Genomic DNA, 12,731 nt, shown 5'->3' on the forward strand with positions numbered 1-12,731 from the left:
CCATGGTCAAAGCCCCGCCGGATCGATGCCGTTTTGCCGAAGACGCTGGATCACCGCATCACGCGGCGCGCCACGCGAGATGGCGTCTCTTGCTTGCGCGAGTGGATCGCCGACCCCGCTCGCCCCTTGAGGCGCCCCCATCGAGGGATTGCTCGGGCCACCGCCGGGGGCCTGAGAGCCACCTGGAGCCCCGAAGTTCTGGCCCGCACCCGGCACCATTGCCCCCTGAGCCCGAAGCTTGGCGAGGCCGGTGGTGAGCGCATCCTTGAACTCGCCGAGTGCCGCCTTGTAGTCGTCGACGCTCTGCGCGGCGCTGAGACGGGCCATGGCCTGTTCGGCCTTCAGCCCTTCCACTTCCGTGATGGCGCCGCCGCCCTTGAGCATCCCATAACCCTGGAGGAACACCCCGCCGCGGAGCTGGTCCATGCGGGCCTGCACGCGGGCCGCGTCGGCGGTGAGGTTCGGCATGCGGGACGCCAAGGGCCCTAGCATCTCCGGCAACTTGGGGTCGTTCGCCAGCGCGTCGATATGGTCGCCGATCTGCTTCGCCATGCCCTCGGCGCCGGGCAACTGGGCCTGCGCCTGGCCGGCCGCCTTCCCGACTTCTCCGGCTGCCGCCTTGCCGGCCACGTTCTTCGGGATGATGCCAATGGGTTGGTGGGTGATCTGGTCCGTCAGGACAAAGTGCGTGCCGGCATCGCTCACAATGGGCTTGCTGGACAAGGTGACACCGGCCGGCAACGGTGGCTGCACAACCGTGCCGTCGTCGCCAAGCTGCAGCATCACGGTGTTGCCCTGTGCATCCACCCCGAATTGCGGGGTCAAGCTGCGGCGCGGGCCTTCGCCTGCACCTCGCGCCGGAGCCGAAGCGATAACCCGTCCATTGGAATCGTATCGCACCGCGCCTGGCGACAGCGTGAAAGGCTCTTGCGCCTGCTTCTGCGCCGCGAACTGCTGCTGAAGAAGCGCCTGCGCCACCGCGCGCTGGCCTGGGGGGAGCCACGGGTTGCCCACCGCCTCCATGAGGACCGGAAGAGGCACGCTGCGCATGAGGTTCGCCGCACCGGGAGAGGGTTGCGGCGCCGGCTGTGCAGCCATGGCCTGAGCGACCTGCTGCATGCCGGGTGTCGGGCGCGCCGGGATCGGATCGGCTCCGGGCACGGGCACGATGGGCGCACCAGAGGGCGGCATGAAGGTGGGGTCTGCACTCGCCACCTGCACCGGAGCGGCCGCCGGCTGGGCGCCACCCTGAAGACGGCGCACCCACGCCTGATCAGGCCCCTCGATGCCGAATCGCTCCCCGCCGAAGGCCGCCACCTGCGGCCCGGAGTTGAAGCCCACCGAGCCGGAGGCGTTTCCCGTGGCGTATTGCCCGACGTTCGATCCGCCAAGCACGGCCTTCACCACGTCGCCATAGCGGCCGGTGATCTGGGGATCCGCCGAGAACTGCGCTACGCGCTGATGCGTGATGGCTGGGAAATAGCTCCCGGACATGGTCTCGGCGAGGGTCTGGTTGCGCGCGGCGGCGCGGTTCAACATGCTTTCCATGAAAGCCTGCTGCGCCTGCGGCCCCTGGCTGCCCACCTCGGCATGCGTGAACGCCGCGAGGCGGGCCGCTACGACGGGATCCTGCAACTCTGGAGCGTAGCGGGTGCGCGCCTCTGCAAGGCCCGGAACGGTACCAGCTGCGGGCTGGGTTGGTGATTGTGCTGCCGGGACCGGCGCTCCGGCGTTCGGATCGAGGGATGCCACCTGCGTCATGGCATCGGCCACCCTGCGCACGCCCGGAGACGGGCCGGCCGGAGTGGTGGGGGCGGCCTGCGCCGGGGGCGCCGAAGCCGGCGCGGCTGCTGCGGGAACAGCAGGCGCCACGGGAGCCGCGCTGGTGGACGGAGGAGAAGCAGCGGCCGGCGCGCCGATCATCGCATCCACGATGGGCTGCCATTTCTCCTGAGCCGAGGCGCGGGCCGCGCGCTCCGCCTCATCGGCGTCGCGAGCCTGCAACCCACCCACAACGCTGTTCGCTACGCGAGCCAAGCCCTGCGCCCAATGCTGGACCGGGGAATAATCGCTGCCCTGCTTGATCAACGCGTCGGCAATCTCCCGGCGCCTGGCGATTTCCTCGGGTGTGAGCTGGGCACCGCCCTGTCCCCATACGAACGTTTCGGGAGCCTGAGAGGTGGTCATAGATCAGTCCTTCCGGCTCTTTCGGGATTGCGGAGCCTGCGGCGGCTTCACGCCGGTACGCTCAATGTGCTGGGCGATGGCGCGGCGGCCGAACTCGCTTTGCGTCAGGTTCTTGCGAGCGGCCGCCTCGGCGATGGCTGCCATGAACTCGCCCGAACAACGGAAATTGAAAACCTCAGTGTTTCGTGTCGCCATATTCGCCTCCAGAAGAATTACTGTACTACGGAGGCGCGAAATCTGAAATGGATGGATACTTTCCAAATATATGTCAGGACGCGTCCAGACGGTTCATTGCAGAATTATTTCCGGTTTGTTTTTAGTCAGACCATCTTCAGCCTCCACCATCCGGCGCCAGTGCTCGGCCTGATGCTGATGCGTCGCGCACAGCCCCATCAGGTCGACGTTTCGCTGCAGCAGGTCGTTGACCGCCCATTCGAGGCTATCCACCCGACGCAGCATGCCCTGCCGCTCGGTGTTGAGACCGTCCACCATCAAGCGCAGTCCCTCCACCTGCGCGCCGAGGTCCAGGGCGGCGGCCTGATACAGGTCCGCCAGCGCCGCGCGGTTCTTCAGCCGTTGCCGGGCATGGCGCCGGCGCTCGGCGCGGGCTGAAGGCTTCGGCGTCCCATGGCGGATGCTGGCCCAGTCCGCGACGGTGCGCAGGAGCGTGGCGAAAAGTGAAATGCGGGTGCCCTGCATCGTGGATTCTCCAAGGTGGCAGATGTCATCATTTGTCATGGTCGCAGCTCGCGAAATACAGGCCGCGAACCTGTCATTTGCTGTCATCATGGGCTGACGGCGGGATGTTCTCATTTGTTCTCATCCGACCGATCCCGAATGTTCACATTTGTTGACCTTGGAAGCCGCCGCAGAAGCCTGCCGCCGATGGGTGTTCACCGTCTGCGGCGACACCCCGGCCCGCCGGGCAATCTCCCGGTCGGAAAGTTCGGGATGCGCTGCGAGGATGGCGAGCACGTCGGCGCGCTTGTCCGAGTTGGTGCGGCGGGGTGCGGGCTGGGGCACTGAAACAGGGTCCGAACCGTTGGTGGTGCTGTTTTCCGCCCCGGCGGGTTCCATCAGCATCATCTCGAAATCGAGACGGAGTGCCGTCAGCGTCGCGGCCTCTTCAGCAAGGTCGCGGTGGATCGCCATGCAGCTTGCTCGGCCCGCCACCCTGGCTCCTTCGCCTCCATCCAATCGTCGAAGCCGTCGAAGATGCTGCGGGCGGTCGGTGGCGGCGGCGCGGTGTCCAACTTGGACATGGCTTCGGCGAGCGTCAGGCCGGCGGCCTTGGCGATGGCCTCGGCGCGGGAGCGGGCAGCAGCCCGTTCGCCCTCGGTCGCGCCGCCGGTCATCAGGCCGCGCACCTTCCGCAGCTTCTCGATATCGAACGTCGCCATCAGGGCCTCGCAATGGTGGCGGCGGCGGGAAGCGCCGAGCGCATCAGCTCCGCGACACGTGCTGCCTGCTGCTGCCGGAAGGTCGCGTGACACGCGCTACGGCAAAGCCACAGGTTGACCCATTGTTTTGGGGTGAGGATGGGAAGAAGGGGGGAACCCTCGCGACCCGGCCCGCCGCACACGAAGCATTTCAGCGGGTCGTTCTGGTGCGGCACCAGCCGGGGGTCGTTCCTGAGCGCGGCCGCGACCATCGCCACGGCACGACGCTCGGCTTCCGCGTGGGCCAGTCCCGCCGCGTTCATCAGGCGCGCGACCGTCCGCGCATGCAGGGCGGCAACCTCATCGAGAGGCATCGGGAATTTTATGTTTTCGCACCTACCCCCTGCTACACTTGCTACGTTTGCTACGGTTTGAGGTATTTCAGTATTGAGTGTAGCAACTGTAGCAACTGTAGCAGGGGGCACCTGCGTTTTCGCGCATTTGAATGGAGCCCATCCCATGGCTTACGCCTCCCCCACTGCGATGAGCATGCGGGGCCGGCTGGATGTCTCCCGCACCCATCCGTGCTTCATCAGAATGGAGACAATGCGCTCCAAAGTTTCCTTGGTCCGGATCGGGCCGGGGCCATGTTGCAGGATGTACCGAAACGCCATCGGTTCCCGCTCCGCGCCCTCCGCCCGCATCCAGTCCAGCAGGCGCTGCGCCATCAGCAGGTCGGGGTTCGTGCGCCCCGCCGCGTGAAGCCTCAGCGCTTCCCCGACATAGAAGTCCATCAGGCCAATGGCGCAATCCATTGCCTCCGGACCGATTTCCTCGGCATCGAGGTTCGCATAGGCCGTGAGCACCCCGGCAATCCTGGCCGCGTGCTCCGCCGCCTTCGCGGCGAAGTCCTGGATCCCGCGGAATTCGTCATCACCCCGCAGCGCCTGTTCGACATGGTTGAAGAACTGGCGCCACCGGGCGCCGGCCTCGGCCGATATCTCCAGCGTGGCCGGCGTCAGTTCGTTGCGCGTGCCGTCGGCGAGCGGAGGGCGCTTCTCCAGAATGGTGAGGATGCGGGCACCATAGCTGCGGATCGCCGCGTCATCCTCGGGGGCCGTCTCGCGGTAGAAGCGGGTGCCGGCGATACTGGCCGGAGCCGCCACCAGCACCCGCGACAAGAGCCCCTGATCGCGCAGCACCGGATCGGCAAGGAAAGTTGCGGCGGCATGGGGCTGCACCATGACGTGGAGCGCCAGCCGCCGGCCGGGCAGGATGGAAACGCCGTCGCCGGCCCGGATGCGCTTCACCGGCTTGCCGTCCCATAGCTCGGACAGCATAGCGGCCGTGCGCAGCCGGTTGTCTTCCGACATGCCGTGCGACCCGGTGAACACCCCGCCCTCCGCCGTGAACACCCCGAGCGCCGCATGCGCCCACGGCCAGTTCTTCGTCAGCCCGTCCGGCGTCAGGTCCCCGGTGACGATGAAGGGGGCAAGAGGGCGCTCCGGCTCCGCGCCGAGCATGGAAAGCGCATGCTTGCGGTCCGCATGGGCCAGCTTCTTGTTGGTCTCTATATGCCGCTTCTCGGCGCTCCATGCTGTGTGGTCGATCCGGTATTGCTCCATCGCCGCGATGTGCGTTTCGCGCAGGTTGCTTTCGTGCCGGTAGACCGGCCACAGGGCCTCATTGTCCGCGGAGGTTTTCCGGTCGCCGGAGGCCGCCACCGTGACGAAATCGCAGGAGAGCGGGCGCACCTGGCCGAAGGGCAAGCGAACATCGCAATGCGCCTGCGCGGCGAGGCTGGCGGCGGCGAGAACTGATTGCGCGGCGATGGCGTCGGGCACTTGCACCTTGCGGGCGATGGCGCGGGCCGCCTCCGCCAGCGGCCCGAGGGCGTCCATGGGATAGGGCTCGGGTGCCGCGAGCGGCGGAAAGAGGGGAAGCGGGCTGTCGCCGGCTGCTGACGCATCATCATTCGGCGCGCTGGCGGCGTGCATGCTGCTCCCTTGTCTGTTCGAAATGTCCCGCGGCTTCTGCCGCCCGGCGGCCAACCCGCTCTCGATGGTGGCGCGCACCGGGCGCTCCCCATCGTCGGCGATGAGGCCGCAGGATGTGGCGGCGCTGATAAGCTCGCCGCGCACGGTGTCCTCATCCACCAGCCCGGCGCCCACCAGCTGGCCGAGGCTGAAGGCGGCTGTATTGAGCTGGTTGTTGCGCTCGCCGCGGCCGCTCTGCGCCAGAGCCCAGCATTCGCCGGCAATCGCCGACTGGACATAGCGGCTTTGCGGTACCTGGCGGCTGGCAAGGTCCACGATTTTCGGGCTCTGCCGGGCCTCGGGAGCGGGCTCCTCAAGCAGTTCGTAAAGCCAACCCTCGGCCTCGGCGAAATGGAAGAAGTCCGTGGGATCTTCGATTTCGTAGCTGCGGCCGTCCGTCAGCTGGGAGCCGGCGGCGATGACATAGCCGCCTTCGCCGCGCACGTTGATGCCGCGGATGCCGCGTGCCCGCAGGCCGCGTTCCGTGTTCGTCACCGGCCGGTCTTCGCGCCAGCGGAACAGCAGGTGCTTGCCGCCGCTGGGCGTGAGGTGGGCATGGGTGCGGATCGGCGGATGCTGGCGCGCGATGTTCTCCCATGCCTTGAGGCCGTCCGCGTCGCCCGGCTCCTTCGCCACGTCGGGGTCGATGGCCCAAACACCATTCTCGCGGCCCATGGGCACGCCGATCAGGGCATCCGGCCATTGCGTCCACCAAGCCCGGATCTGGGCTTCGTCCCGGCTCGCGGCCTTGAAGCCGTGATCGATGAGGGGGCGCTTGGAAACGCCGCGCTCGGGCGAGGGGTTGCAGGGGAACACCTTCCACCCGCGCCCGGCGTAGTCGAGGGCATGATCCAGCGGCGTCATGCTCACCCCCAATCGATTTCGTCGTGGTTCTGGGGTTCGTCCGCCACCTGGACATCCAGGATTTCGGCGGGCGGTGGGTATTCGGCGGAATAGAGGCGGCCCGCGAGGGCAACGGCCTCATCCTTCGTCGGGAAGTAGGTGCGGCTGACCACGTAGGTGCCGCGGCGCTGGAGGACGGACCAACCGTCCTCCTCCATCACCACCGTGACCGACGCGCCGATGAAAGCGCGGCGAGCGGAGCGGATTGCGCGAACCGGAAGGAAGGCGATGCGGCTCACGAGACACCCCCGTCGCCCATCTCGGTGATGATCGGAGCGCCGAAGGCCTGGTGCTGGGGATCGCGATTGATCCGCAGCGCCGTCGTCAACGCCCCGCCGAAGCTCGCGTGCTCATCTTCCAACCAGCCGCCGCTATCTCGCTCGTGGTCCACCACAAGGCACTGGAAATGCGTGAGGCTGTCGGGGATCACATAGATGCGGTAGCGGTGCTGGCGCTCTTCCTTGATCTGGATCCACCCACCCGGATGGGGGGTGACAACGCGGCGAACGCGACCGGGATTGGAGATGCGAGCTGCCATCACTGCACCTCCTTCCCAAGGCCTGCGGCCTCGGCGTGGACAAGGGTGACGCTGAAGGGAACGCCGAGGGCGGACGCAAGCCGATGGGCCGCGAGGTGAAGGGTGTTCGGGAGGATCGAAGACGCGGGCTTCGCGCTGCTGGTGGGCGGCGGACGCTTGCCCGCACGGCGGGCCTGAGGTATGGATTTGGTCATGGAAATCGCTCTCGGAAGGGGTGGTTTCGACGCGACAATCCGCACCCGGCGCCTTCAGCAAGCGTCGGGTGTTGTCGTTTCAGGCGGCAGGCAGGCTGTGCAGCCAGGCATCGAGGTCGGTGCGCAGGACGAGGGTGCGCCGGCCGTACTTCTTCGCCTTCAGCTTGCCGTCGCGGATGGCCCGATTCACAGTGCTGAGGCTGACGCCCACCCGCTTCGCGACGCTCTTCGGGCCGAGCGCGTCATATTCCTTGGTATTGACCTCTGCCGCGGAAGCCTTCCCGCGCTCTCCATCGGTATGGGCGACGTTGTGCATTTGATCCTCGCTCATGACCGTCAGATTTCAACGTTGGTTGATCTGACCTGTCGTGAGGATGTCTGAGTTTTTCTGCCCTGTCGGCCGGCAAAAGGATTGCAATTGGTCTGCAATTCGAGAGCGGAATTAGAAGCCTTTTGCCGGCCTTTTAGAAACCGTCGCAGAGCCGTTGATTTCACTGGGTTTGCCGCGCTGTTCCGCCCCCGGCACCCACACGCCCACGACGCGCCCCACCAGTTTCTCGGCGGCGTGCTCGGTGGTGAAGGGGCCTTCACTGGTGCCGACACAGCCCGTGCGCAGCGCGGCGGCGTACCCCTCCCGCGTGCCCGGCGGGATCCAGTGGCAGGCGGTCCAGCACACGACCGGCACCGCGCCCTCTTCCGGCCGGAGCACCATGCACCCGTCCGGGCGCTGGAATTCTCTCCGGCCGCGCATCTGGCAGATGCGATAGACGAAGCCGCATTCCGTGTTCGGAGACGTGTAGGACATCAGGAACAGCTCGCCCTCGGCCGGTTGATGGTCGGCCAGGTCCACCACCGCGAATTCGCCGCGCCGCAGGTGCGGATAGAAGGCGTCGTCCGGGACGGGAAACGTCATATGCCCGGCCGGCAGCGTCGGGAACATCATCAGGGCGCGCAGCTCGGGTTGGTGCTCGAACTGGATGGCGCGGGCTTTCGGGGCAGGCCGGCCGGCAGAGGTGCGGCGGGTCATGCTGCGGCTCCTTCCGTGGCCGCCGCTTCGATCCGGTCGAAGAAGGCGTGCATGACCACGTCGTCACTTTCGATACAGAGCTGATCCCGGAGGATGCGCGCTTGCATGCCTGCATCCCCGAGGCTCGTGACGGGCAGGGCTAGAATGCGGTCCTCGTGATCCGCGAGACGAAGAGCCTGAACGTCGTACTGTTCCCATGCGGCATCCATACCGCACGCCTGCTTCAGAGCCGCGCATTCCCGCTCGTGGGCCTCCATGACCGAGGCGCGCCGAAGGGCTTCCTCCCGTAGCCTGCCCATGTGGTGCTCGGCCACATCCTTCCAGCATCGGCTGTCGCCCGAGAGGCGGATGCGCCCGTTCGGAAGGGAGTGCGTTTCCCAAGACGCGGGGAACAGCAGGAAGGCGCTGGGCGCGAGCGCCTCTTTCGGCCGTTCCGGCCGCTGATCGCAATAGGCATTGTGTGCGGCTTCATAGGCGCGTTCCAGGCGTTCCGCCTCGGCCTTGAGCCGCAGTCGCTCGGGCCAGAGCGCAGCGACGGGGCTGGTATCCGCCACTGCCGCTTCCGCCTTCGGCAGGACAACGACGGGAACCGCAAGGGCGGCGATGCTGCCGAGGGCGCCGGTGGCCTTGAGAAGGGCGCGGCGGGTGGTGGTGCGCTCACGCATGGGTCGCCTCCCCATCCGTCTGAGAGACGACGATGCGGGCCGCCGCCATGGCATATTGGGTCACGCCACGGGCGAATCCGGCGTGCACACCACTCCATCCCTGTCCGACTACGGCATGGTCGATCATGTCCTTCAGCACGCAGGCCAGCAGCGTCGAATGGCACACGGTAGGATAGGTACCGATAAATGTGAGGAATTCGCCGGCAAGGCGCTCACCGGTCTCGTAGTCGGCGCTGTAGTGGCCGGTCGGGCTCACCGCCCAATGGTCGATCCCACTGCCTCGCGGCTTGCGCAGCGCCATGAACGAAAGGGCGTCGGCGTAGTGCGGGACTTTGGGGGTAGGCATAGGGGTGGCGTTTGCCGCCGCGGTGGGCTTCGGCATTGGTGTTCTCCGGCGATGTGAAAGGTTGGTGGGCGGGAGGGCTTCGCGCCCCAGCGCGCCGGCTACTGGCCGGTGTGGTCTTTCAGCGGGGACGCGGCGGCGAACTCTTCCGGCGCCGCGTAGTCGGCATCCGTCATGGCCTTGTCGGCATCACGCGCCCATGCCGCGCCCGCTTCGAGGAAGCGCTCTGCGAGGTCAATCACGTCCTGCAAGCAGTCGACCATCTCCTGTGCCGAGATGTGGTTGTCGTTGTGGAGGACGACGCGGACGGTCTTCACCAGTGCGAGGGCGGTGACGATATTGTCGTGGCCGGAATTATTGACCGGGAAAACCACACGGTGCTCGCGCGGGATAGTCATTTCCATCTTGGGGCGGGCGGGTGGCGCCGGGTTCTTGGCGAGCATGGCGGGTTCCTCGTTGATGTCCTGTTTACATTTTTGATATAATGCTAGATGAAAGATGTAGTCAACATCAAAAGTGTAAGGTTGAGGCATGTCCATTTCCGCGGCGCAGTGTCGGGCCGGCAGAGCGCTCCTCGCCTGGTCGCAGGACCAACTTGCCGAGGCGTCCAAGGTGGCGAAGGCGACCATCGCCAATTTCGAGCTTGGTAAGCGAACGCCGTACGACAGGACCCTCGCCGACCTTCGCGCCGCCCTCGAAGCCGCGGGCGTGCTCTTCATCGAGCAAAATGGTAATGGTCCGGGCGTGCGCCTGAAGGATCGGAAATGACGGATGAGCCAGACGGCCAGACGCCGGCCACGCCCTATCACCCCGAGGAAATGAGGGCGACGTGGGACATGAAGGTCGGCAAGAGCATCACGCTTCATGGAAGCGCCCGCTGGACGCCAGCCGGCGTCGTGACCGCGGGGATTGCCGCTTCGGCCGTGCTGCTCTCGATTGCCGCCCTGGTTCGGGCGACGCGACGGTCGTGATGCACGTCATCGCCGCCGCCGGGGTCATCTTCGTTGCGGAGAACGGCGAGGGACTGGATGTGCGGCTGAGGGATCGAAAATGAGGACCGGAGGAGGGGGGGGGCGAGCAGCCATCTTGCCGGATGTTGCGTTGCGCTTTCAAGGTGCAATGCGGGCGTGGTAGGTTGTGGTTGCTTGGACGGGGGGCAGGGGGGGCGATGATGATGAAGGTGTGGTCGTGGTTGCTGGTAGCTTGTTTTTTTGCTTGTGCAGCGCCCAAGACCGTAGTGGCTCGCACGCTTAGCCTCCCGAGTGTCGCAGGGTGGGATGTATGGGCGTCTTTCAATGATAAGACGAAAGCATTTGAGAATTGCTCCGCACTCGCAACTTATAGGAGTGGGGTAGGCCTTATTTTTATGTTGGACAGCAATTTTGGTTGGCTTATAGGCCTAATTGGCGGAAGTATTCGAGCAACAGAAGGTGTTAATTACGATTTCATATTCAAGATAGATGATGGAAGAGTATATAACTATAGGTCTATTGGTGTTGGCAATAATTTTATGGCAGTAAAATTGGCTGATAGCGTAGATTTATTCAACGAGATGAGGCGAGGGCGGGTATTATACACGAAAGCTGGCAACGAGTTTGTCCAATTTCGCCTAGATGGCAGTGCAAGAATGCTCGGATCGCTGGTTGAGTGCGTAAAGAATAAAGGCCGGGTTGATCAAATTCCGCCTACCTCAACGCAGGCGCCGCCCAGCGCAGCTAGGCCCGCTGCGTCGTCAGGATCAAACCCTGCACCGCGTGGTGGGGTCCAGACTGGAAGCGGCTTCTTCATCAGCAGTCGCGGGGAAGGGATAACCAATGCCCATGTCGTGGATGGCTGCAGAAGCGCTGTAATTTCTGGGTTCGGGCCAGCGAAGATAATTGCACGAGACACCACGAATGATTTGGCGCTTTTGCAAATCGCGGGGGAGTCAAAGACACCATTCGCTCGGCTTCGGCGAAAGTCATTGCAACTGGGCGAAACGGTTTATGTCATGGGCTTCCCGCTCGCTGGGCATTTAGACAACGGGCTCAACTTCACCAGTGGCCTAGTGAGTTCACTGGCGGGGATGGGAAATGACAGCCGCCTGCTTCAATTCACGGCTCCGATCCAGCCGGGTAACTCAGGTGGTCCCGTTGTCGATAACGCAGGCTTGGTCGTTGGAGTGATCCAATCAAAATTGGATGAAGTTGCCGCCCTGAAGGAAAGCGGTTCATTGCCCCAGAACATAAATTTCGGGGTAAAGGTGGGACTTTTAGTCAATTTTATCCAAGCAAATGGAAGCAGCTTGGTTGAAGTTGACAGTTCACCGCCCATCGAGGCCACCGCTGTGGCAACCGATGGTCGCGGCTTTACCTTTCAGGTGAAATGCACAACAGAATAATTGTGGAACTCTGACTGGGCGTGGGCCTCGGTAAAAAGAGGGGTTGAGCGACCGTGACGCCCACTCCCAGCTCTGCCCAATATCCAAATACCTCAAACCGTAGCAAACGTAGCAAGTGTAGCAGGGGGTACCCGCGAAACACGATTTTCGAGGAGCTATCTCCAGGTCGCCCGGATATGGCGTGGCGGGCGCTCGTAATCCTGAGGTCTGGCCTCGTCCGCCGGCCGCCACGCGTCACTTTCCAGAGACGGGAGGCTTGTTGCCGGCGAGGGCTAATTTGACGTGCTCCCGGATCGCGCTTCCTGAGATTTTCTCGTCGCACCATTCGCCCATGTGCTTTTCAACATCGGCCTGGATGAGTTGCCCGCCCCCTTCCGCGGAAAACCGCCTCACCTCGGCATAGAAGGGCGGCCAGTCGTGGACGACTGGCCTGCCCCGCTTGCCCGGCCTCAGGGCGAGCGCGCTCTGGCCTTCGGCCCCCACCTCATCATCGCCTGTGGTCGGTGCTTCACTCGGGGGTGCCCCGGCCCCTCGCCCGTCGCCAGATGGCTCGGCCCCCTTGGCGAAGGCCTTCACCAGCATGTCGGCGCTCACGAGGATCTGGCGCAGCAGCGTCTTCCCGTCCTGACTTCTCGCGCACCATGGGTCGGGGGTTTCGGCGAATTTGACCACCAGCGCCCATACCCGAGGCGGGATCATCGACCGCCCGCCGCCATTTTGCTCAGCCTCGGCCTTGACCCGGTCCTGCTTTAGGGCGGCCAAAAGCTCTGCTTCAGCATCCTTCAGGGACATGACCGGGGCAGGTCCATCAACGCCTGTCTTCGCCAAAGCATAGGTCAACGACATCCAACTAGACGACTTGCCCGAGCATTTGCGTGCCTCTTCCAGGTCATGGAAAAGGATCCAGCCAATGGCCTCGGGAATCGACAGCCATTCCCCGCCCTGCGGATTGTCGGCATCCGCCTGCTGATCTGTTCCGTGCTCTCGATTGTCCACAGCGCGCACCGCCTCCGCACCAGATGGCGCGTGGGGCACCGAGGGTGCGCTCTCGGCTTTCGGTTGGCCGGCCTAGCCCCACG

General features: G+C 64.9%; 17 protein-coding genes and 1 pseudogene. 3 read left to right on the plus strand and 15 right to left on the minus strand.

Annotated features, from left to right (window positions below):
• Positions 1-6: 6 nt before the first annotated feature.
• The 14 genes from FZ033_RS12085 to FZ033_RS12150 form a co-directional block, all read right to left on the minus strand.
• Positions 7-2,187 (minus strand): hypothetical protein, encoded by a 2,181-nt coding sequence (locus FZ033_RS12085; protein WP_149576380.1) that lies wholly within the window; start codon positions 2,185-2,187, stop codon positions 7-9.
• Positions 2,188-2,190: 3 nt separating this feature from the next.
• Positions 2,191-2,382 (minus strand): hypothetical protein, encoded by a 192-nt coding sequence (locus tag FZ033_RS12090; protein ID WP_149576381.1) that lies wholly within the window; start codon positions 2,380-2,382, stop codon positions 2,191-2,193.
• 93 nt (positions 2,383-2,475) lie between these two features.
• The gene (locus FZ033_RS12095; protein WP_149576382.1) at positions 2,476-2,925 is read right to left on the minus strand and encodes a hypothetical protein; all 450 of its coding nucleotides are present in this window, start codon (positions 2,923-2,925) and stop codon (positions 2,476-2,478) included.
• An 81-nt stretch (positions 2,926-3,006) separates the two neighbouring features.
• Positions 3,007-3,339 (minus strand): winged helix-turn-helix domain-containing protein, encoded by a 333-nt coding sequence (locus FZ033_RS12100; protein WP_149576383.1) that lies wholly within the window; start codon positions 3,337-3,339, stop codon positions 3,007-3,009.
• Positions 3,297-3,587, minus strand: a complete 291-nt coding sequence (locus tag FZ033_RS24315; RefSeq protein ID WP_232847450.1) for a hypothetical protein — start codon at positions 3,585-3,587, stop codon at positions 3,297-3,299. Before FZ033_RS24315 ends, FZ033_RS12100 begins: the two co-directional genes overlap by 43 nt.
• On the minus strand, positions 3,587-3,940 hold the full coding sequence (locus tag FZ033_RS12110; protein WP_149576384.1) for a hypothetical protein: 354 nt from the start codon (positions 3,938-3,940) through the stop codon (positions 3,587-3,589). The genes FZ033_RS24315 and FZ033_RS12110 overlap by 1 nt, the downstream gene beginning before the upstream one ends.
• Before the next feature lie 150 nt (positions 3,941-4,090).
• A complete protein-coding gene (locus FZ033_RS12115; RefSeq protein ID WP_149576385.1) occupies positions 4,091-6,466 on the minus strand; it encodes a DUF3987 domain-containing protein in 2,376 nt (791 codons plus the stop codon).
• A 2-nt stretch (positions 6,467-6,468) separates the two neighbouring features.
• Entirely contained in the window at positions 6,469-6,744 is a 276-nt protein-coding gene (locus FZ033_RS12120; RefSeq protein ID WP_149576386.1) for a hypothetical protein, read from the minus strand.
• Positions 6,741-7,043, minus strand: a complete 303-nt coding sequence (locus FZ033_RS12125; RefSeq protein ID WP_149576387.1) for a hypothetical protein — start codon at positions 7,041-7,043, stop codon at positions 6,741-6,743. The genes FZ033_RS12120 and FZ033_RS12125 overlap by 4 nt, the downstream gene beginning before the upstream one ends.
• 273 nt (positions 7,044-7,316) lie before the next feature.
• Positions 7,317-7,568, minus strand: coding sequence for a helix-turn-helix domain-containing protein (locus FZ033_RS12130; protein WP_232847451.1), 252 nt, complete (start codon positions 7,566-7,568; stop codon positions 7,317-7,319).
• 111 nt (positions 7,569-7,679) lie between these two features.
• Positions 7,680-8,264: a hypothetical protein gene (locus tag FZ033_RS12135; RefSeq protein ID WP_188079448.1), complete on the minus strand. Its 585-nt coding sequence runs from the start codon at positions 8,262-8,264 to the stop codon at positions 7,680-7,682.
• Positions 8,261-8,929, minus strand: a complete 669-nt coding sequence (locus FZ033_RS12140) for a hypothetical protein (RefSeq protein ID WP_149576388.1) — start codon at positions 8,927-8,929, stop codon at positions 8,261-8,263. Before FZ033_RS12140 ends, FZ033_RS12135 begins: the two co-directional genes overlap by 4 nt.
• Positions 8,922-9,311, minus strand: a complete 390-nt coding sequence (locus tag FZ033_RS12145; RefSeq protein ID WP_149576389.1) for a hypothetical protein — start codon at positions 9,309-9,311, stop codon at positions 8,922-8,924. Before FZ033_RS12145 ends, FZ033_RS12140 begins: the two co-directional genes overlap by 8 nt.
• Positions 9,312-9,373: 62 nt before the next feature.
• Entirely contained in the window at positions 9,374-9,805 is a 432-nt protein-coding gene (locus tag FZ033_RS12150) for a hypothetical protein (RefSeq protein WP_149576390.1), read from the minus strand.
• Between FZ033_RS12150 and FZ033_RS12155 the strand changes: the two are divergent.
• The 3 genes and pseudogenes from FZ033_RS12155 to FZ033_RS12165 all read left to right on the plus strand — a co-directional run.
• Positions 9,804-10,034 (plus strand): annotated as a pseudogene (locus FZ033_RS12155) (helix-turn-helix domain-containing protein); the annotation flags it as partial. The gene FZ033_RS12150 and the pseudogene FZ033_RS12155 sit on opposite strands and share 2 nt — an antisense overlap.
• 2 nt (positions 10,035-10,036) lie before the next feature.
• Positions 10,037-10,243: a hypothetical protein gene (locus FZ033_RS12160; RefSeq protein WP_149576392.1), complete on the plus strand. Its 207-nt coding sequence runs from the start codon at positions 10,037-10,039 to the stop codon at positions 10,241-10,243.
• A gap of 197 nt (positions 10,244-10,440) precedes the next feature.
• The gene (locus FZ033_RS12165; RefSeq protein WP_188079449.1) at positions 10,441-11,652 is read left to right on the plus strand and encodes a S1 family peptidase; all 1,212 of its coding nucleotides are present in this window, start codon (positions 10,441-10,443) and stop codon (positions 11,650-11,652) included.
• A 234-nt stretch (positions 11,653-11,886) separates the two neighbouring features.
• On the opposite strand, the gene FZ033_RS12170 is transcribed toward FZ033_RS12165, so the two are convergent.
• On the minus strand, positions 11,887-12,648 hold the full coding sequence (locus tag FZ033_RS12170; protein WP_149576394.1) for a hypothetical protein: 762 nt from the start codon (positions 12,646-12,648) through the stop codon (positions 11,887-11,889).
• Positions 12,649-12,731: the final 83 nt, after the last annotated feature.

The sequence above is a fragment of the Xanthobacter oligotrophicus genome, assembly GCF_008364685.1.
GTDB classification, from domain to species: Bacteria; Pseudomonadota; Alphaproteobacteria; order Rhizobiales; family Xanthobacteraceae; genus Xanthobacter; species Xanthobacter oligotrophicus.

Coding starts and splice junctions, on each gene's coding strand:
- FZ033_RS12085 (WP_149576380.1), bottom strand. CDS start 2,187: ATGACCACCTCTCAGGCTCCCGAAACGTTCGTATGGGGACAGGGCGGT.
- FZ033_RS12090 (WP_149576381.1), bottom strand. CDS start 2,382: ATGGCGACACGAAACACTGAGGTTTTCAATTTCCGTTGTTCGGGCGAG.
- FZ033_RS12095 (WP_149576382.1), bottom strand. CDS start 2,925: ATGACAAATGATGACATCTGCCACCTTGGAGAATCCACGATGCAGGGC.
- FZ033_RS12100 (WP_149576383.1), bottom strand. CDS start 3,339: ATGGCGATCCACCGCGACCTTGCTGAAGAGGCCGCGACGCTGACGGCA.
- FZ033_RS24315 (WP_232847450.1), bottom strand. CDS start 3,587: ATGGCGACGTTCGATATCGAGAAGCTGCGGAAGGTGCGCGGCCTGATG.
- FZ033_RS12110 (WP_149576384.1), bottom strand. CDS start 3,940: ATGCCTCTCGATGAGGTTGCCGCCCTGCATGCGCGGACGGTCGCGCGC.
- FZ033_RS12115 (WP_149576385.1), bottom strand. CDS start 6,466: ATGACGCCGCTGGATCATGCCCTCGACTACGCCGGGCGCGGGTGGAAG.
- FZ033_RS12125 (WP_149576387.1), bottom strand. CDS start 7,043: ATGGCAGCTCGCATCTCCAATCCCGGTCGCGTTCGCCGCGTTGTCACC.
- FZ033_RS12130 (WP_232847451.1), bottom strand. CDS start 7,568: ATGAGCGAGGATCAAATGCACAACGTCGCCCATACCGATGGAGAGCGC.
- FZ033_RS12135 (WP_188079448.1), bottom strand. CDS start 8,264: ATGACCCGCCGCACCTCTGCCGGCCGGCCTGCCCCGAAAGCCCGCGCC.
- FZ033_RS12140 (WP_149576388.1), bottom strand. CDS start 8,929: ATGCGTGAGCGCACCACCACCCGCCGCGCCCTTCTCAAGGCCACCGGC.
- FZ033_RS12145 (WP_149576389.1), bottom strand. CDS start 9,311: ATGCCGAAGCCCACCGCGGCGGCAAACGCCACCCCTATGCCTACCCCC.
- FZ033_RS12150 (WP_149576390.1), bottom strand. CDS start 9,805: ATGCCTCAACCTTACACTTTTGATGTTGACTACATCTTTCATCTAGCA.
- FZ033_RS12160 (WP_149576392.1), top strand. CDS start 10,037: ATGACGGATGAGCCAGACGGCCAGACGCCGGCCACGCCCTATCACCCC.
- FZ033_RS12165 (WP_188079449.1), top strand. CDS start 10,441: ATGATGATGAAGGTGTGGTCGTGGTTGCTGGTAGCTTGTTTTTTTGCT.